General features: G+C 72.6%; 14 protein-coding genes. 7 read left to right on the top strand and 7 right to left on the bottom strand.

Annotated features, from left to right (window positions below):
• The first annotated feature begins 10 nt into the window (after positions 1-10).
• The 3 genes from ACFSL4_RS20625 to ACFSL4_RS20635 all read left to right on the top strand — a co-directional run bounded on the left by ACFSL4_RS20625 (position 11) and on the right by ACFSL4_RS20635 (position 6,442).
• The gene (locus ACFSL4_RS20625) at positions 11-2,920 is read left to right on the top strand and encodes a lysylphosphatidylglycerol synthase domain-containing protein (protein WP_381084818.1); all 2,910 of its coding nucleotides are present in this window, start codon (positions 11-13) and stop codon (positions 2,918-2,920) included.
• Between the two features lie 280 nt (positions 2,921-3,200).
• On the top strand, positions 3,201-4,757 hold the full coding sequence (locus ACFSL4_RS20630) for an alpha/beta hydrolase (protein WP_381084821.1): 1,557 nt from the start codon (positions 3,201-3,203) through the stop codon (positions 4,755-4,757).
• Between the two features lie 152 nt (positions 4,758-4,909).
• Positions 4,910-6,442 (top strand): alpha/beta hydrolase, encoded by a 1,533-nt coding sequence (locus ACFSL4_RS20635; protein ID WP_381084824.1) that lies wholly within the window; start codon positions 4,910-4,912, stop codon positions 6,440-6,442.
• A gap of 71 nt (positions 6,443-6,513) precedes the next feature.
• Here ACFSL4_RS20635 and moeZ read toward each other — a convergent pair whose 3' ends face one another.
• From moeZ to ACFSL4_RS20670, 7 genes are all read right to left on the bottom strand, one after another.
• Entirely contained in the window at positions 6,514-7,692 is a 1,179-nt protein-coding gene (gene moeZ / locus ACFSL4_RS20640; protein WP_381084827.1) for an adenylyltransferase/sulfurtransferase MoeZ, read from the bottom strand.
• Positions 7,693-7,755: 63 nt separating this feature from the next.
• Positions 7,756-8,505 (bottom strand): spherulation-specific family 4 protein, encoded by a 750-nt coding sequence (locus ACFSL4_RS20645; protein WP_381084829.1) that lies wholly within the window; start codon positions 8,503-8,505, stop codon positions 7,756-7,758.
• Entirely contained in the window at positions 8,493-9,452 is a 960-nt protein-coding gene (locus ACFSL4_RS20650) for an NAD-dependent epimerase/dehydratase family protein (RefSeq protein ID WP_381084831.1), read from the bottom strand. Before ACFSL4_RS20650 ends, ACFSL4_RS20645 begins: the two co-directional genes overlap by 13 nt.
• Before the next feature lie 187 nt (positions 9,453-9,639).
• Positions 9,640-11,052, bottom strand: a complete 1,413-nt coding sequence (locus ACFSL4_RS20655; protein WP_381084834.1) for a hypothetical protein — start codon at positions 11,050-11,052, stop codon at positions 9,640-9,642.
• Positions 11,049-12,779, bottom strand: coding sequence for a DUF3492 domain-containing protein (locus tag ACFSL4_RS20660; RefSeq protein ID WP_381084837.1), 1,731 nt, complete (start codon positions 12,777-12,779; stop codon positions 11,049-11,051). The genes ACFSL4_RS20655 and ACFSL4_RS20660 overlap by 4 nt, the downstream gene beginning before the upstream one ends.
• 256 nt (positions 12,780-13,035) lie before the next feature.
• On the bottom strand, positions 13,036-14,673 hold the full coding sequence (locus ACFSL4_RS20665; protein ID WP_381084840.1) for a DUF3152 domain-containing protein: 1,638 nt from the start codon (positions 14,671-14,673) through the stop codon (positions 13,036-13,038).
• Between the two features lie 8 nt (positions 14,674-14,681).
• The gene (locus ACFSL4_RS20670; RefSeq protein WP_381084843.1) at positions 14,682-15,743 is read right to left on the bottom strand and encodes an alpha/beta hydrolase; all 1,062 of its coding nucleotides are present in this window, start codon (positions 15,741-15,743) and stop codon (positions 14,682-14,684) included.
• 236 nt (positions 15,744-15,979) lie between these two features.
• Between ACFSL4_RS20670 and ACFSL4_RS20675 the strand changes: the two genes are divergently transcribed.
• From ACFSL4_RS20675 to ACFSL4_RS20690, 4 genes are all read left to right on the top strand, one after another.
• Complete coding sequence (locus ACFSL4_RS20675; RefSeq protein WP_381084846.1) at positions 15,980-16,201, top strand: hypothetical protein; 222 nt, start codon at positions 15,980-15,982, stop codon at positions 16,199-16,201.
• Between the two features lie 268 nt (positions 16,202-16,469).
• Entirely contained in the window at positions 16,470-17,114 is a 645-nt protein-coding gene (locus tag ACFSL4_RS20680; RefSeq protein WP_381084849.1) for a TetR/AcrR family transcriptional regulator, read from the top strand.
• Between the two features lie 199 nt (positions 17,115-17,313).
• A complete protein-coding gene (locus ACFSL4_RS20685) occupies positions 17,314-17,541 on the top strand; it encodes a DUF3107 domain-containing protein (protein WP_381084851.1) in 228 nt (75 codons plus the stop codon).
• A gap of 380 nt (positions 17,542-17,921) precedes the next feature.
• Positions 17,922-18,191 (top strand): hypothetical protein, encoded by a 270-nt coding sequence (locus ACFSL4_RS20690; RefSeq protein WP_381084854.1) that lies wholly within the window; start codon positions 17,922-17,924, stop codon positions 18,189-18,191.
• The last annotated feature ends 67 nt before the right edge of the window (positions 18,192-18,258 follow it).

The raw sequence follows: 18,258 nt of genomic DNA on the forward strand, positions 1-18,258 counted from the left end.
AGAAGAGACGATGAAACAGCAGGGTGTGCACCCCGACGGAGCGGAGGGCACCTCTGAGGCCTCGTCGCGCCCGGCCACCGCGGACCTCGGCGCCCGCGACGCGGGCCCGGAACGGCGCTCCGGCGACGACGCGCACAAGAAGACCCGCGACAGCGGCCTCGCGCATGAGGAGGCCGGCAAGAACGAGGAAACGCACGGGGACGAGGAGACGGCCGGAAACCAGGAGACGTACGGGGACGAGGAGACGCACGAGAACGGGAAGCCGCGGGAGGACGCGGGCCCTCAGCGGCGGACCGAACCGGACGAGGACCGCGCCGACGCCCACAACGACGCGGTCGAGGGCGACGAACCACTGCTCCCCGCGCGCGTGCACCGCCCCTCGGATCTCATGCGGCTGCTGGTCGGTGTCCTCGCGATCGTCGTGCTGCTCGCCATCGCCGCGTTCGCGCACGGCACCACCTCGGGTCTCGAACAGGACATCAACAAGGGCACCGGCCAGGCACCCGATCTGCTGATCAAGATCGCGGGTCTGGCGTCGAGCATCGCGATCCTCCTGGTGCCCGTCGCCTTCGCCATCGAGCGGCTGATCAAGCGGGACGGGCTGCGCATCGCCGACGGCGTCCTCGCAGCGGTCCTCGCCCACGGAGTGACGCTCACCGCGGACCTGTGGGTCGCCAGGGCCGCCCCGAAGTCCATCCAGGAGGCGCTCACGCAGCCCTCCCCCGGCGACGTCCACGCCCTGACCGATCCGGTGCACGGCTATCTCGCACCCGTCATCGCCTATATGACGGCCGTGGGCATGTCCCGCAGACCGCGCTGGCGCGCCGTGCTGTGGGTGGTGCTGCTGCTCGACGCCTTCTCGATGCTGGTCACCGGCTACACCACACCGTTCTCGATCATCCTGACGGTGCTGATCGGCTGGAGCGTCGCCGCCGGGACGCTGTACGCGGTCGGCTCGCCGAACGTGCGGCCCACCGGCCGGACCCTGATGGCCGGCCTGCGCACCGTGGGGTTCCACCCCGTGAGCGCGGCGCGCGAGGAGACTTCCGACACCACCGAGAACGGGGACCGCGGCCGCCGCTACTTCGTCACCCTGGAGGACGGGCCGCCCCTCGATGTCACCGTCGTCGACCGGGAGCAGCAGGCCCAGGGCTACTTCTACCGGGTGTGGCGCCGGCTGACGCTGCGCGGGATCACCACCCGGCGCAGCCTGCAGTCGCTGCGCCAGGCCCTGGAGCAGGAGGCGCTCCTCGCGTACGCGGCCATCGCGGCCGGCGCCAACGCCCCCAAGCTCATCGCGACCTCCGAGCTGGGCCCCGACGCCGTGATGCTCGTCTACCAGCACACCGGCGGCCGCACCCTCGACCAGCTGGCCGACGAGGAGATCACCGACGAACTGCTGCACGGCACCTGGCACCAGGTGCGGGCGCTGCAGTCCCGGCGCATCGCGCACCGCAGACTCGCGGGTGATGCGATCGTGGTGGACCACTCGGGCGCCGTCATCCTGACGGACCTGCGCAGCGGCGAGATCGCGGCGGGTGACCTGGTCCTGCGGATGGACATCGCACAACTGCTGGCCACGCTCGGGCTGCGGGTCGGTGCCGAGCGAGCGGTGGCGTCGGCGGTCGCGGTGCTCGGCCCGGACCCGGTCGCGGACTGTCTGCCCATGCTGCAGCCGATCGCGCTGACCCGCTCCACGCGCGCGACACTGCGGAAACTGGCCCGGGAGCGCGCCGAACGCGAGCGGGAGGCGGTCCTGGAGGCGTCCCGGCAGGCCAGACCGGGCCGTCCCGAGGAGGCCCGGGCGGATACCGGGGTCGCTCTCGAAAAGCCCGGCAAGAAGTCGGTACGTGCCGCGCAGCGGGCCGAGAAACGGGCGATCGACGAGGCGCTGGAGGAGGCACGCGAGGAGGACCTGCTCACCCAGATCCGCCACGAAGTGCTGCGGATCCGGCCCCAGGCACCGGTCGAACCGGCCCGCCTGGAGCGGGTGCGGCCGCGCACGCTGATCAGTTTCATCGCCGGTGCCATCGGCGCCTACTTCCTGCTGACGCAGCTCACGCACATCGAGTTCGGCACGCTGTTCGCCAACGCCGAGTGGGGCTGGGTGGCGGCGGCCGTGTTGTTCTCGGCCCTGAGCTATTTCGCGGCGGCCATGGCGCTGCTGGGCTTCGTGCCCGAGCGGGTGCCGTTCCTGCGAACGGTGGCGGCGCAGGTCGCCGGGTCGTTCGTCAAGATCGTGGCGCCCGCGGCGGTCGGCGGTGTCGCGCTCAACACGCGCTTCCTGCAGCGCGCCGGGGTGCGGCCGGGCCTGGCGGTGGCGAGCGTCGGTGCCTCTCAGTTGTTCGGGCTCGGCTGCCACATCCTGATGCTGCTGTCCTTCGGCTATCTCACGGGCACCGAGAAGACGCCGTCCCTGTCGCCTTCCCGTGCCGTCATCGCCGGTCTGCTGACCGTCGCGGTGCTCGTCCTGGTGGTCACGTCCGTGCCGTTCCTGCGGAAGCTCGTCGCCACACGCGTGAGGTCGCTGTTCGCGGGTGTCGTTCCGCGCATGCTCGATGTGCTGCAGCGGCCGCAGAAGCTGGTCACCGGCATCGGCGGCATGCTGCTGCTGACCGCGTCCTTCGTGATGTGCCTGGACGCCTCGATCCGGGCGTTCGGGCACGAGGAGAAGACCACGCTGAGCCTGGCCAGTGTCGCGGTCGTCTTCCTCGCGGGCAACGCGCTCGGTTCGGCCGCCCCGACCCCGGGCGGCGTGGGCGCGGTCGAGGCCACCCTGACGGTCGGCCTCATCGCCGTCGGCCTCCCCAAGGAGGTCGCCGCGCCCGCGGTCCTGCTGTACCGGCTCCTGACCCTGTGGCTGCCCGTGCTGCCGGGCTGGCTGTTCTTCAACCACCTGACACGCAAGGAAGCCCTCTGAGGAAGCGCCCCGGGCAAGCGCCCCCGGGCAAGCGCCTCAAGGGGCACTCGAAGTGCCCGAGGAAGCGCTCCGGGACGCCCACGACACCGGGGGCGCACGCCCGCGTCGGCTTCACCGTCGCCCGCCTGCGGGCACGCCCACGTGCGCGTGAACCGCATGCGGCAGGCCCGGCCCGGGTGCGGGCGCCCCCCACAAGGAGGCGCGCCCGGTCGGCGGCCGGCCGTCACCCGCACGGCCTGCGCCCCGCGCGCCCCGCCGCGTGCGGCCCCACGATGGGAGCATGCCGAACCCTCCTCGGATCCGCGCCAAGGCCCTGACCGGCGCCGCCGTCCTCGCAGCCTCCCTGGCGGCGGTGGCGGGATGCGCCGGCCGCTTCGTCGTCATCAAGGGAGAGCTGTCGAGCCAGAAGCTGAACTGGCAGGACTGCCCGGCCCCCTCCGCGTCCGAGGGCGGCGGCAGCGCCCCCTCGCCACTGCCGGACGGCGAGCGCTGGCAGTGCGCCACCATGAAGGCGCCCCGCAACTGGGAGGATCCCGTCGGCGGCACCATCGACATCGCACTCATCCGGGCGAAGGCCAGCGGCGACCCGAGCAAGCGGATCGGCTCCCTTATCTTCAACTTCGGCGGGCCCGGCGGCTCCGGCGTCAGCACGCTGCCCTCCTTCGCCCCGGACTACGAGACCCTGCGCACCCGTTACGACCTGGTGAGCTTCGACCCCCGCGGGGTCGGCCGCAGCGCGGGCATCAAATGCGAGGACGACCGGCAGCTCGACGCCTACTTCCAGCAGGATGCGACACCCGACGACGCGGCCGAGCAGCGGACGTTCCTGAACAACACCCGGCAGTTCAACAACGCCTGCAGGGCACACTCCGGCGGGATGCTGCCATACGTGCGCACCACCGACGCGGCGCGCGACATGGACCTGATGCGCCAGGTCCTCGGCGACGACAGGATGCACTACTTCGGCATCTCCTACGGAACCGAACTCGGGGGCGTCTACGCCCACCTGTTCCCCCAGCGCGTGGGACGAGCCGTGTTCGACGGGGTCGTCGATCCGAGCCAGAACCCGGAGCAGATCTCGCTCGGACAGGCCAAGGGGTTCCAGCTCGCGCTCGACAACTACGCGCGGGACTGCACGTCGAAGAGCACGGGATGCCCGGTCGGCAGCACGCCGCAGGAGGTCGAGAAGCGGATCGCCGCTCTCCTGAAGGACCTCGACCGCAAACCCATCTCCGGCATCCCCCCGCGCCGGCTGACGCAGACCGCGGCGACCAACGGGATCGCACAGTCCCTGTACTCGAAGAGCCTCTGGCCATACCTCACCCAGGGGTTGCAGCAGGCATACGCAGGCGACGGCAAGGTGCTGATGCTGCTGTCCGACGCGATGAACGGGCGCAACGCCAACGGTCAGTACAGCAACCTCACCGCCGCGAACGTCTCCATCAACTGCGCCGACGAGAAGCCCCGCTACACCGCCGCCGATGTGAAGGCGAGCCTGCCGCAGTTCCGCGCCGCGTCCCCGCTGTTCGGCGACTTCCTGGCCTGGGGCATGATCAGCTGCGTCCACTGGCCGGTGGCGGGGGCCGCCGACCACCCGGATGTGAGCGCGCCCGGTGCCGCACCGATCCTCGTGATCGGCAACACCGGCGACCCGGCCACCCCGTACCACGGCGCGAAGAGGATGGTCGATGCGCTGGGCAAAGGCGTCGGTGTCGAGCTGACGTACCGGGGGCAGGGGCACGGCGCCTACGACAGCAAGAACACGTGTGTGCAGAGCGTCGTGAACAACTACCTCCTGAACGGCAGGGTTCCTGCGGCCGGTACCGTCTGCTCCTAGCCCACCCCGCTCCTGGCCCCACCTGCCGTCCGCGCGAAAAAAGCGCAGGTCAGACGGTTGTCCACAGCTCGCCATGGGCTTGGCTCGATCCGCCTACTATGGCCTGACTGCTCCCCGCGGCTCCGAGCGGAGAGCTCGTGAGGGGGATTTGCATGTCACGGTTCGTACGATGGACGGCCACGCTCGCCGCCGCGGTGCTGATGACCGGCTGCAGCAGCGGTTCGTCCGGCGGGGACGGGAGCGCGGAAGGGAAGGACGGCGCGGGTGCACCGGCGACCGCCGCCTCCTCCTCGACGCTGCCCTCCTCCCTCACCTCGCAGAGACTCGACTGGGGCCGCTGCAAGAGCACCTCGGGGCCGGGCGCCGGCTGGCGGTGCGCGACGCTGAAGGTGCCGCTGGACTGGTCGAAGCCCGACGGCCGCACGATCGGCCTGGCGCTGATCCGGTCCAAGGCGACCGGGGGCAGGCGGATCGGCTCGCTCCTGTTCAACTTCGGTGGCCCCGGCGGCTCGGGAGTCTCGATGATGCCGTCGTACGAAGGCACGGTGGCCAAGCTCCACGAGCGGTACGACCTGGTGAGCTGGGACCCGCGCGGGGTCGGCGCCAGTGAGGGGGTCCGCTGCCGCAGCGACAAGGCGATCCAGGCAGCGGAGGACATCGACGCGACACCGGACGACACCACGGAGGAGAAGGCGTACTTCGACGACGCCGTCGCCTTCGGCCAGGGCTGCGCGAAGGCCGCCGGCAAGCTGATCTCGCACGTCTCGACGACCGACACCGCGCGCGACATGGACCTGATGCGCCAGGTCCTCGGCGACGACACGATGCACTACTTCGGCATCTCCTACGGAACCGAACTCGGGGGCGTCTACGCCCATCTGTTCCCCAAGAACGTGGGCCGTCTGGTGCTGGACGCCGTCGTGGACCCGACCGCCGACAGCGTGGGCCACGCGAAGAACCAGGCCCGCGGCTTCCAGCGCGCGCTGGACGACTACCTCAAGTCGACGGGGCAGGACCCGGAGCGGGGCTCCCAGAAGATCGCGGACCTGCTGAAGCGGATCGACACGAAGCCACTGCCGACCTCGTCCGGCCGCAAGCTCACCCAGACGCTGGCCCTCACCGGCATCGTGCTGCCGCTCTACAGCAAGGCGGGCTGGCCCACGCTCACCAGCGCACTGGAGGAGGCCGAGGCCGGCGACGGTTCCCTGCTGCTGAGACTGGCCGACGGCTACAACGAGCGGGACGCCTCGGGTCGCTACGGCACGACGACCCACGCACAGCGGGTCATATCGTGCCTGGACGACAGGCAGCGGCCCACACCGGAGGAGATGAAGAAGCTGCTGCCGGAGTTCAAGACGATATCGCCCGTGTTCGGCGACTTCCTGGGCTGGGACGCGGCGGGCTGGTGCCACAATTGGCCGGTGGCGGGGCAGTTCGACCACCCGGAGGTCAGCGCGCCGGGAGCCGCGCCCGTGCTGGTGGTGGGGAACACCGGGGATCCGGCGACGCCGTACGAGGGCGCCCGCAAGATGGCCGACGGGCTGGGCAAGGGTGTCGGTGTGGAACTCACCTGGAAGGGCGAGGGGCACGGTGCCTACGGCAGCGGGAGCGACTGCGTCGACTCGACCGTGGACGCGTACCTGCTGAAGGGGACCGTCCCGAAGGACGGCAAGGTGTGCTCATGACGATGGCGGGGGCTTCGGGCATCCGCGGCGCCCGAAGCCCCCGCCATCGCAGTGGGGTGTTGAGCCTCGGCTCAGTACACCGGCTTGTGCGGTTCGATCTGGTTGACCCAGCCGATCACGCCGCCGCCCACGTGGACCGCGTCCGCGAAGCCCGCCGACTTCAGAACCGCGAGGACTTCCGCACTGCGGACACCCGTCTTGCAATGCAAGACGATCTTCTTGTCCTGCGGAAGGCTCTCCAGGGCGTTGCCCATGAGGAACTCGTTCTTCGGGATCAGCCGGGCGCCCGGGATGGAGACGATCTCGTACTCGTTCGGCTCACGGACGTCGATGATGTCGATGCTCTCGCCGTCGTCGATCCACTCCTTGAGCTGCTTGGGAGTGATCGTCGAGTCGGCGGCCGCCGCCTGGGCCTCCTCGGAGACGACGCCGCAGAAGGCCTCGTAGTCGATGAGCTCCGTGACGGTGGGGTTCTCGCCGCAGACGGCGCAGTTCGGGTCCTTGCGGACCTTGACCTGGCGGTACTGCATCTCCAGGGCGTCGTAGATCATCAGCCGGCCGACCAGCGGCTCACCGATGCCGGCGAGCAGCTTGATGGCCTCGTTGACCTGGATCGAGCCGATGGAGGCGCACAGCACGCCCAGCACGCCGCCCTCGGCGCACGACGGAACCATGCCGGGCGGCGGGGGCTCCGGGTACAGGCAGCGGTAGCAGGGGCCGTGCTCCGACCAGAAGACGGAGGCCTGGCCGTCGAAGCGGTAGATCGAACCCCATACGTACGGCTTGTTCAGCAGCACACACGCGTCGTTGACCAGGTAGCGGGTCGCGAAGTTGTCCGTGCCGTCGACGATCAGGTCGTACTGGCTGAAGATGTCCATCACGTTGTCGGCCTCGAGCCGCTCCTCGTGAAGGATCACGTTCACGTACGGGTTGATGCCCTTGACCGTGTCACGCGCGGACTCGGCCTTGGAGCGGCCGATGTCGGACTGGCTGTGGATGATCTGGCGCTGCAGGTTCGACTCGTCGACCTCGTCGAACTCCACGATGCCGAGCGTGCCGACGCCCGCAGCGGCCAGGTACATCAGCGCCGGCGAACCCAGGCCGCCGGCGCCCACACAGAGCACCTTGGCGTTCTTCAGCCGCTTCTGCCCGTCCATCCCGACATCCGGGATGATCAGGTGGCGGGAGTACCTGCGGACCTCGTCTACGGTGAGCTCAGAAGCCGGCTCAACCAGGGGTGGCAGCGACACGGGGACTCCGTTGGTCGGTCAATCACTACAGTTGTTCTCGTTGCAACACTGCCACGCCCTTCTTCATTCCGAGACACCCGTTCCGATACGCGAGACGATTTCGTCCCAGTAGCCGGGCATGGCCTCCCAGGGATCACCGCGTCCGCCATGGCCCGTGCGGTCCGTGAACCAGATCGTGGCGGCGCCCTGCCACCGCGCGATGCGCAGTGCCTCGTCGAGATGACCGCGCGGCACGCCGTGCACGAAGTGGCAGAACCGCTCGGGCGGGTGCTCTGCGGTCCACTCGGCCACCTGCGACCAGCGGTAGTCGTTCCAGGAACCGGAGAAGGTGACCAACTGGTCGGCGGCCTCGGCGTATCCGGGATACGGGTGAGTGCCGTGCCCGAGGACGACATGACCGCGGTGGAGGATCGCGCGGAACGCGGTGACCGTGCGGCGGACCTCGGCGAGCGCGGAACGCTCCGTGGGACAGCGGTCCAGGAGGAAGCCGTCCACCTGGTACCAGTCGAGATACCGCTGCGCCTCGGACATCAGCTCGCCGAGGCCGCGTGCTCCGTAGGCGGCATCGAGGTGACCGAGAACACAGACGCCCGCGGTGTGCAGCCGTCCCGCGGCCTGCGTGCAGTGCGGGTCGGGACGCGTGCCGGGGCCGCCGCCGACATTGAGCACGGTCCAGTGCACGGGGGTGCCCGGGCGGGTGAGTTCACGCCACTCCAGGGGGGCGACGAGGGGATGCGCATAGCCGGGGGCGCCCAGCCCCAGACTCAGTCCGGTGCTCGGGGTGCCCGCCGTGGCGCTGGTCAGATACGGCATGCCGCCTCCATCCAGATATCGGCCAGGGACTCCTCGAGGTTGATCCGGGGCCGCCAGCCGAGCCGGTCTCGTGCGGTGCGCACATCGGCCTGCTGCCAGCTGCCGCAGCCGTCCGGGTAGGGATACGCGACCGGGGGCGCATGCTCCGATTCGCCACGGGGGTGGCCGATGGCCGCCCGCACCGCGCCGGGAGGCCCGTCGAGTTCGTGCAGGGCGCCGCCGTAGCCGGCCACGCGGGCGAGGACGGCGGCCGCGTCACGGAGCCGCACGGCGCGGCCCGAGCCGATGTTGATCACGCCCTGGGCCGCGGAGAGCGAGGCGGCGTGGACGGCGCGGGCGACATCGCGCACGTCGACGAAGTCGCGCTGGATGCCGAGGCCGCCGAGCTTGAGCTCGCCGTCCCCGGACTGCATGGCGCGGCGCATGGCTTCGGCGAGGCGGCCGAGCGGGGACCCGGCGGGGGTGCCGGGCCCGGCGGGCGAGAACACGCGGAGCACGACGGCGTCGAGCCCGGAGCCGAGGACCAGTTCGGTGGCGGCGAGCTTGCTGACGCCGTAGGGGCCGCCGGGGCGCGGGACCGCGTCCTCGGCCGTGGAAGAGCCGGGCTGGCTCGGGCCGTACTCGGCGCCGCAGCCGATCTGCACGAGGCGGGCTCCGCAGCCACTGCGGCGCAGAGCCTCGCAGACGGTGGCGACGGCGACGGTGTTGTGCCGGGTGAGTTCACGGGCGCCGCCGCGGATGGCGCCGGCGCAGTTGATGACGACCCCGGGGTGCACGGCGTCCAGGAAGCGGGTGAGTGCGCCCGGGCTGCCGGATGCGAGGTCGAAGCGCACATCGGCGTCGTCGCCGCGGCCGAGCGCGGTGAGCTGCACGGCGGGGTCGGCGAGCAGGCGGTCGGCGACGAAGCGGCCGAGGTATCCGTTGGCTCCGATCAGCAGGACCCTCATCGGGCGGCTCCCGGGGCGGATTCTCCGGTTCGGGAGGTGATCATCTGGCGTTCTCCTTCAGGGGTGGTGCCATCGGATGGGAGGAGCCCGCGGTGTCGGCCCCGCGGGACGGATGGGCCGGGGACCAGGCCCCCGGCGGCGGCTACGGCTCATGGCGTCGGAGGTGGGGGGTGCCATGGGCTGGGGCTCAGGGAAATCCGGGCGGACGGGCGTGGGCCGAGGCCCGGGTCAGGTTGCGGATCGCGTGGGCCAGCAGGACCAGGGCGGCCGGGGCGCAGACGGCGGCCTGGACGGCGTCTGCGCCCCAGGCGCCGACCAGGGCCTGGACCGGCGTGGCCAGGGACGCGCAGCCGGGGAGCCGCCCGGCGAAGACCGTGGCCAGGGCGGTCGCCTCGGTGGCGGCCGCGGCGCAGAGGACCACGGCCGGGGCGCGTCCGAAGCCGTGCGCGGCCAGAAGCCGGGCCGGCAGCAGGAGCATGCCGAGGGTGCCGGCCCCCGCGTAGGCGGTGGGCCCCGGGGAGGCACCGGGCCCGCCGAGCAGCGCCCCGCACAGCGCCAGCAGTGCCCCCAGGGCGCACAGGAAAAGTCCGAACACGCCGAGGAGCAGAGGAGTGGCCGAGGACGCGAAGTCCTCCAGGCCGCGGCTGGCGGCGAGTCCGCGGCGGGCGCGCACCGTGAAGAGGCGGGCGCACCAGGCGGCCGGACCGCAGGCCAGGGCGAGGGCCACGACGGGCGCGGTGGACGGGGGCCAGGGACCGTCGGGGCCGCCGTCCAGAGCGGCACGCAGGAGCCCGTCTCCGAGGAGGGCGTAGGCGAGCAGCCAGCAGGTCGCCGTGCGTGCGGCGGCCGGCGTGGCGTGGTTCGCCACGCGCAGCGGGCCACGCCGGAGCGCCACGCGCAACCCGAGCATGACGGCGACGGCACCGAGTGCGGCGACGGCGAGGCGGCCGCGGCCTTCGGTGAGCCGCGCCCCGATCACGGCCGCCGCGCACAGCGCGCCGGGGAGCAGGGCGAGGGCGGCCCATCCCCCGGGCTCGCGGGGGGCGTCCGTGGAGGCGGGCCGCGGCGGGTGCCGGGCGGCGTCACGGGGCACGCGCGCGTACATCTCCTCGGCGAGGGAGAAGACATCCCGGTGCCGGAAGCGCGCGGCGGTCCGGTCGGTCAGACCGTGGGCTTCGAGACCGGCCGCGATCTCCAGTGGGTCGACGGCTCGCTCGCACAGGTCGCGGTGGTGGTGCATCAGGGCCTTGACCGGGTCGGCGGCGCCGCGGCGGGCCGGTTTGCGGACCGTGGCCGCGGGGCCGGTGGGCACGGGAGGCGCGGCGTCCGGCGTCCGGGGGGCGCGGCCCGGCACCGGGGATTCCATGGCGGTCCGAAAGACATCGAGCGCTCCTTCGGGCGCCACGCGCACGCCGTCCGTCGCGTCTGCCGCACTACGTTCGCCGCGCACCGCCGTGCGGGCCCCGTCGGGCAAGTCCCCCCATGACTGCGGCAGGCCGTCCCGCCCGCCGGGCTCGTCGCACGCCTCGGTGAGGGACGGGCAGGGTGCGTCCGCGCGCCCGGGTTCCGTACCCCTGAGCAGTTCTTCCGCCTCGCTCATCGCGCACCCCCCGCCACCGGGACGGATTCCTTGAGGGGCACCGTGGCGCTCACCGCGTCCGGCGCGGGGTGCGCTGCCCCCGCCCAGCGCGGTCGTGCGCGCAGGCGCAGCGGATCGGTCCAGCGGCCGGGCACTTGGGCCTCCGCCGGTGCTCCGAAGGGCAGCGGTTCGCCCGCTCCGTCGACGAGCACCCTCCGCACCGGCGAGTGGGAGAGGATCTCCAGGTAGATGCCGCGGAACGCCGCGACGTTCTGCTCGACGGTGAACAGTTCCAGGGCTCGCGCGCGGGCGGCCGCGCCGAGGCGCTCACGGCGCTCGGGGTCGCGCAGCAACGCCAGGCACGCCTCGGCCAGCGCCCGGGGGTTGCGGGGCGGGACCACGAGTCCCGTACCGCCGATGACCTCCACCACCGCGCCCACGTCCGTGGACACCGTCGCGCGGCCGCAGAGCATGGCCTCCACCAGGCTGATCGGAAACCCTTCGACGACGCTGGAGAGGACGACGACGGCGCCGGCCGCGTACGCCTCCGCCAGGTCGGGCACCTCCGGGCCGCCGATCTCCTCGAAGGACACCGGGTTGTCGCCGACGGCGTGGACGCCCTCCGCCTCGTCGGGGAAGAGCTGGGCGGCCAGCGCCCTGCAGTGCCCGAGGTAGGCCGTGCCGTCGGCGCCCGCCGCGGACCCGATGATCCGCAGCCGGGCCTTCGGCTCCTTCCTGTGGACGTCCGCGAAGGCGTGGAGCAGGGAGATCAGGTCCTTGGTGGGTTCGACGCGGCCGACCCAGACCAGCGTGTACGGGTCCGCGCAGTCGGCCGACTCGCCCACGTCCGTGAAGCGGGACGCCTCCATGCCGGGGTAGACCGTGACCAGCTTGGCCCGGTCGGCGCCGCACCGTTCCTGCCAGCGGCGGGCATGGGTATTGCCGGGCGTGACGCAGGCGGCGCGCCGGTATGCCTCGGCGGCCAGCCGACGGTGGAAGGAGGCGAGCAGCGCGCGCACCGCGGGCGCCCCGTCCGACGCGCCCAGATAGTGCGCGCGCAGGTGCACGCCGTACTCGGTCACCAGCAGCGGGACTCCGGCGAGATGGCGGGCGAGCAGCCCGGCCAGGGCCGCGGCGCCCCCCGTCGCGGCGTGGCAGAGGTCGGCCGATCCGAGCCCGTCGTCCTCGTACCAGTCGAGGGAGAGCGGGCGCAGGGCGCGTTCGAGCCTCGCGGCCGCTTCGAGCAGATCGGGGACGCGCGCCGCTCGCGCTGCACGGAGGGCGCCCGGCGCGCGGCAGGAGCGTTCCAGGACGCGGGCAGCGGCCTCGGAACGCAGTGCGCCGGCCAGTCCGCCTTCGTCGCGGGCGAGTTCGGCGAGCGCGTAGAGGGCGTTGCCGAAACGGTCCGCCTCAGGACCGGACGACTCCGGGGCGCCGCGTGACGTCCCCGGCTCCGGTGCCGTGCAGAGCGCGGCGGCCAGCTCCCCGTACGCCTCGGCGAACCGGCGCCGGGCACGACGGCCGTAGACGACTCCGTCGTCCGCCGCGCTCCACAGCGGCGCCGTCCGCACCCGGCCGACGTGCGGCGGCAGCGGAAGCCGTCCCCCGGCCTCCTGGCGCTCGCTGCGGCTGAGCGCGTAGATGTCGAACTCGTGCTGCCCGAGCCCGCGTACGAGCCGGTCGCACCAGAGTCCGGCATCACCGCCCACATACGGGTAGCCACCCTCCGTAAGCAATCCGATGCGCACGAGCGCACCCCCGATCTCCCGTGTGGGAGCCGCCGTTGCCCGGCGGCTCGCAGCGGGACGAACGTATGCGGACAACGCGGTGGCGCGACGGACGGTTGTCCATCGCGCCACCAAAAGGGGTGAACGGTCGTAACTTTCCCCCGTGGACCGCGTTCGACCGCGCTAGCAGATCATGCAGTGACGTTTCGGGAGGTGGCGGCCGGTCCCCGGCCGAGCGCCCCGCGGGCGCTCATCGGCACCAGGACGACCGCTCCGGTCAGCTCCGGGGGTAGGGCCAGGGGTTGGGCAGGCAGTGGATGCCGTCGTGGTCGAGGAACTTGGTCTGCTGCTGCATGGCCGGCGCCAACTCGCCGTCCTTGTCGCAGGTGACGTGACCGTAGCCGAGGCGGTGGCCCACCTCGTGATTGATCAGCATCTGGCGGTAGGCGTGTATGTGGTCCCCGTACGTCTTGGAACCCTGCGCCCAGCGGTAGGCGTTGATCATCACGCGCTCGGTGGAGGCCGAGTCGCAGGAGACGTTGTCCTCCGTCGTGTCGAGGCCGGACTTGGCGCACCAGGCGGCCGTGGTGCCGGGGCTGGCGAGCGTGATCACGAAGTCGGGTTTGCCCGAGGAGACGCGCTCGAAGGTACGGGCGCCGTGGTGGGCCCAGCTGCGGTCGTCGTTGAGGGACTTCTGGACGGCCTGGGCGAAGAGTTCGCCGTCAAGGCCGAGCCCGTTCTCCACATCGACGCGGTAGGTGTACTTGCGCCCCGTGCCCGGCGCCTTGTCGAAGCCGGGGACGGCGGAGAACTTCCCGGGTCCCTTCAGCGTGGCGCTGAACGGGTACCGCTCGTTCATGGCCTGCTCGTACGTCAGCGTCCTCGCGTTCGGCGTGCGGGAGGGGGTCGGGCGGCCGTCGCCCCTGCTGGCGGCGCCGTGGGCGTCGCGGGCCCGGTCGGTGGCGGACTGTGCCCGCTCGGTGGTGCCGCCCTGGCCGCCTGCGACCTGGCCGGCGACGACCACCGCGAGCACGGTGGTCACGGCGGCGGCCGCAATCCCGGTGTAGGTACGGCCCTTCCCGCTCCCCTTGGGCGCCGCCTCGCCGGACCCGCTGTCCGGCGCGTCGCCGTCCCCGCCGGGCCCGGACTGCGTCTGGGCCTGCGCCTGCGCCTGCGCCTGCGCCTGCGTGCGGAGGTCGCTGGTGCGCGAAGGACGGGCGGCGGGGCCGGTGCCGCGGGGCGCGAAGACGTCGTCGCCCTCGTCGAAGGCGTCGAGGTACTCCTGACGGGGCCCGGACCGCGACCTCTGCTGCGGGATGCGGGGGGCGGGGCCTCCTGTGGGCATGCCCTCGGGCGCACCCGTGGGCACGGCCCTGCCCCCGAACGGTTCCCAGCCTCCGCCGGGTTCGCGCTGCTGGGGGTGGCCGCCGCGGACTTGGGGGGTGCCGTGGGCGGGGGTCCCATCGGGGAACCGGGGAACACCGTGAGCGGGCGTCCCGTCCGGGAAGCGGGGGACGCCCCGGGCAGGGGTCCCGTCCGGGAAGCGGGGAACACCGCGCGCCGGAGTCCCGTCGGCCGCCGGCCGCGGTCCTCCCTGGTGCGGAGTGGCGCCGGGGACACGGGGCACCCCCCGGGCCGGCGTGCCGTCCGGATAGCGCAGAACCCCCTGCGCCGGTGTGCCCTGCGCCGGTGTGCCCTCCATCGGGCGCTGCCGGCGGGCAGCCGGTCCCGGCGGCACGGGGGCCGATGCCTGCGGGCCCCGAGGCGGCGGCGCCGCTTCGCCGCGCGGCGCCGAATCCATGGCGGACAGGGCCGCCGCGTCTCGTGCCGATGTGCCCTGCGCCGGTATGACCGGCACCGCGCCGGTGTCCGTATGCGTCCTGTTGCCCCGCCCCTTGCGGCTGTGCCGTCCCACGCCGCGCCTCAGCTCCCCCCGACAGTGCCGGATTCACCCGTCGCCGCGGTGGTCCCCCGGCCGGACACGTCCCTCACGGCTGCGCCGCCGCCTCCTCCACCGGCCCGTCCGGGCAATTCGCCCGTCGACGCCAGCAGTTCGCGGAAGGCGTCGCCCACCACGTCCGGGTATTCCATCATCGCGACGTGCCCCGCCTCCGGCAGGGTCAGCAGCCGGGAGTCGCGGAAGGCGCGCGCCGCCCGCTGGGCCATGCGGAAGGACACCAGCTGGTCCCGGCCGCCGTACACGAGCAGCGTCGGGGCGAGGACCCGCTCCGCCTGGCGCCACAGCCCGTGCTGTCCGCCCAGCGTGTAGGCGTTCACGATCCCGCGCGCCGAGCGGGCCATCGCGTCCCAGAAGTACGGCAGTCCCAGTCGCCGCTCCATCTCCTCGACCGCGCTCTGAAAGCCTTCCGGGGTGACGCGCCGGGGGTCGCCGTAGCACAGCGCCATGACCCCGCGGACTCGCTGCTCGGCCGTCCAGTCCTTGGTGTACCGGGTGAACAGGGAGGCGACCCCGGGCACCGCGAGCAGACCCGTCGGAATCGCGCCGCGCTGCACGAAGATCTCCGGGAGCGCCGGCGAGACGAGGGTGAGCGTCCGGACGAGATCGGGCCGTACGGCGGCGACGCGCGTCGCGACGGCCCCGCCCATCGAGTTGCCGAACAGATGAACGGGCCCACGCCCGTCCGCGTCGAGGTAGCGGATGACCGCGCGCGCGTGCCCGGTGACGGAGTAGTTGCCGTCGTCCGGCGGCGGCGAGTCGCCGAAGCCCGGCAGGTCGAGGGCCTCGCCGTCGACGAGCCCGTCGAGCAGGGCCATCAGCGCCGACCAGTTCTGGGAGGAACCGCCGAGTCCGTGGACGTACAGCGCCCGCGGCAGCCCCTCGCGCTCCGGCGGTCTCGACCGCACCGTCAGCGTCACCCCAGGCAGCCCCACCGCCCTCACGCGCTCGCCCTCGCGCACCCTGAGGGGCGCCACCTTCGGGAGCACATTGGCGGCCGGGACGGACGGCAACTCGGTCGAGGACATGCGCCAATGTTACGAGGCGATCACACACTGGTTCATGTGTTCGCCGTCACAGGACAGACCTGACCGCAGGGGGAGAGCGGCCCGGCGCGACGGCTCGGCGCGACGGACACACCCAAGGACCCCTCACCACACATAGCGTCCCGATCGGCTGTCTCCTAGGCTCGGAGCAGGGCACCCGTATGTGGCCCCTGCCTCGTTCGGGGACGTTCCAGGAGTTCTCAGGAAGGGATCCCACCATGGCCGTAGACCCCACTGATCCCGAGACGTTCGACGACGGCGGGAACGGCGGCACCGAGCTCGACGTCGAGGCGCCGGAGAACGACGCCGCCGCACAGCAGGCGGAACTCGCCCCGGAGCGGGACGAGCCCGTGGCCGAGGAGGACAGCCTCCGCGCCAACGAGGCGGACCTCGTGGAGCAGGCCCGCGTCGTCTCCCTCGACGAGGACGACTATCGGTGACCATCGGTGAGTGTCGGTGAGGTACCGAGACGATCAGGAAAAGGATCACTTCGGGCAAGAGGACGCGTACGCACGGTGAGAGAGCGCGTGCCGTCAGGCGGTGCCGGGGCGCCCATCCACCCGCCCCGCCCCCGTTCGGCGCGCTGTGCGCGGCTTTCCCCGTTGTCCGGTCCGTGAAATTCTGCGCTCGCACCGCGCACAGCACGGTTACCGAAAAGTACGATGGCGGCGCGGCGCACACCGCATGTGGACGATTTTGGGAGGCGGCGTGACAGCCATCGAGCAGACAGAGGCGGCACGCCCGCGGGGTACGCGCCTGCCGCGCCGTGCCCGACGGAACCAGCTGCTGGGCGCCGCGCAGGAAGTCTTCGTGGCTCAGGGCTACCACGCGGCCGCGATGGACGACATCGCCGAGCGCGCCGGGGTCAGCAAGCCGGTGCTCTACCAGCACTTCCCGGGCAAGCTCGATCTTTATCTGGCGCTGCTGGACCAGCACTGCGACGCCCTGCTGCTGGCCGTTCGGAACGCGCTCGCGTCGACGACTGACAACAAGCAGCGCGTACGCGCCACGATGGACGCGTACTTCGCGTACGTGGAGGACGACGGCGGCGCCTTCCGGCTGGTCTTCGAGTCGGACCTGACGAACGAGCCCGCGGTGCGCGAGCGCGTGGACAAGGTCACGATCGAGTGCGCGGAGGCCATCTGCGACGTCATCGCCGAGGACACCGGTCTGTCGCGGGACGAGTCCATGCTGCTGGCCTCGGGTCTCGGCGGCCTGGCCCAGGTCGTGGCGCGTTCCTGGCTGCACAGCGACCGCAGCGTGCCGCGCGACCAGGCGGTGCAGCTGCTGACCTCCCTGGCCTGGCGGGGCATCGCCGGGTTCCCGCTGCACGGCAGCGATCAGCACCACTGAGCGGCGCCCCAGGGCACCGCCGGCCCCCGAGCCGTACGGCACCGCGTACACGGAGCGGAGCCGTACGGCGGCTTTGTTCCCGCAGGGTGTTCGCTCCTGGCGTTCCGGAGCGGAGCGTGTGCGCCCCCTCACCGGGCTAATGTGTGCTGGTACGGCGCGGACGGCCGCGCACATCACTGACCGTCGGAGGGACAAAGCCGTGGAGGTCAAGATCGGCGTGCAGCACGCGCCGCGCGAGATCGTTCTGGAGAGCGGTCAGAGCGCCGAGGAGGTCGAGCGTGTCGTGGCCGAGGCGCTGTCCGGGAAGTCGCGGCTGCTGAGCCTCGTGGACGAGCACGGCCGCAAGCTCCTCGTCCCGGCCGACCGGCTCGCGTACGTGGAGATCGGCGAGCCGGCCCCGCGCAAGGTGGGCTTCGGCGCGCTGTAGGTCGCGCCGTAACAAGCGGAGGGGCCCGGTGGCGCATGCCACCGGGCCCCTCCGCTGCCTCGCCCGTGCGTGATCCCGTACCGCCGAGCGATCCCACACGGACCCGCTCCGGGCCGCAGGCGGACGCCCGGGGCGCGGACCCGGTCCCGGACACACGACTCAGGCCCGGAACGCACGGCCCCTCTCGGCCACAGACCCACTCCGGGCCGCAGGCGGACGCCCGGGGCGCGGACCCCTCTCCGGGCCACACGGACGGGGCACATCCGCCGCCCAGGAGGAGCACATCCACCCCACAGGGGAGGATTGTCCTCCGCGCGCCGCGGGTAACACGGCTACGACCGTTTTGCCCTGGCAGCAGCCGTGCGGGAGGGAACCTCGTCATGTTCTGGGAAGCGCTCGGCTCCGCCGTCCTCGGGCTCGCCCTGGCATGGGCCGCCGTGCGCCGGCTGCCGCACCGGTTGCCTGCCCGCGCGATGGTCCTGCCGACGGGTGCGGCGGGGGCCCTCTTCGGCGCGTTCCTCACCCACAGCGCGCTGGGCTCGGCCGGTCTCCCGGTGATCCTCGTCGGTGCGCTGGCCGTCTCGGCGGCCTCGCTGTCGCTGCTGCTGCGGCCGGCGGAAGGACTCCGCCGCAGGTCGGCGACGGCCTGAGGCCGCACCCTGGGCACGGCGTGGCCCGGGACACCCCCGGCGAGCGGCCCCGCCCGCCCCGGCGGTG

This window comes from Streptomyces caeni (genome assembly GCF_042678285.1).
GTDB lineage: Bacteria > Actinomycetota > Actinomycetes > Streptomycetales > Streptomycetaceae > Streptomyces > Streptomyces caeni.

Bases quoted from the DNA above. Each gene is read 5' to 3' on its own strand.
- ACFSL4_RS20625 (WP_381084818.1), top strand. From the start codon at position 11: ATGAAACAGCAGGGTGTGCACCCCGACGGAGCGGAGGGCACCTCTGAG.
- ACFSL4_RS20630 (WP_381084821.1), top strand. From the start codon at position 3,201: ATGCCGAACCCTCCTCGGATCCGCGCCAAGGCCCTGACCGGCGCCGCC.
- ACFSL4_RS20635 (WP_381084824.1), top strand. From the start codon at position 4,910: ATGTCACGGTTCGTACGATGGACGGCCACGCTCGCCGCCGCGGTGCTG.
- ACFSL4_RS20645 (WP_381084829.1), bottom strand. From the start codon at position 8,505: ATGCCGTATCTGACCAGCGCCACGGCGGGCACCCCGAGCACCGGACTG.
- ACFSL4_RS20650 (WP_381084831.1), bottom strand. From the start codon at position 9,452: ATGAGGGTCCTGCTGATCGGAGCCAACGGATACCTCGGCCGCTTCGTC.
- ACFSL4_RS20655 (WP_381084834.1), bottom strand. From the start codon at position 11,052: ATGAGCGAGGCGGAAGAACTGCTCAGGGGTACGGAACCCGGGCGCGCG.
- ACFSL4_RS20670 (WP_381084843.1), bottom strand. From the start codon at position 15,743: ATGTCCTCGACCGAGTTGCCGTCCGTCCCGGCCGCCAATGTGCTCCCG.
- ACFSL4_RS20675 (WP_381084846.1), top strand. From the start codon at position 15,980: ATGGCCGTAGACCCCACTGATCCCGAGACGTTCGACGACGGCGGGAAC.
- ACFSL4_RS20690 (WP_381084854.1), top strand. From the start codon at position 17,922: ATGTTCTGGGAAGCGCTCGGCTCCGCCGTCCTCGGGCTCGCCCTGGCA.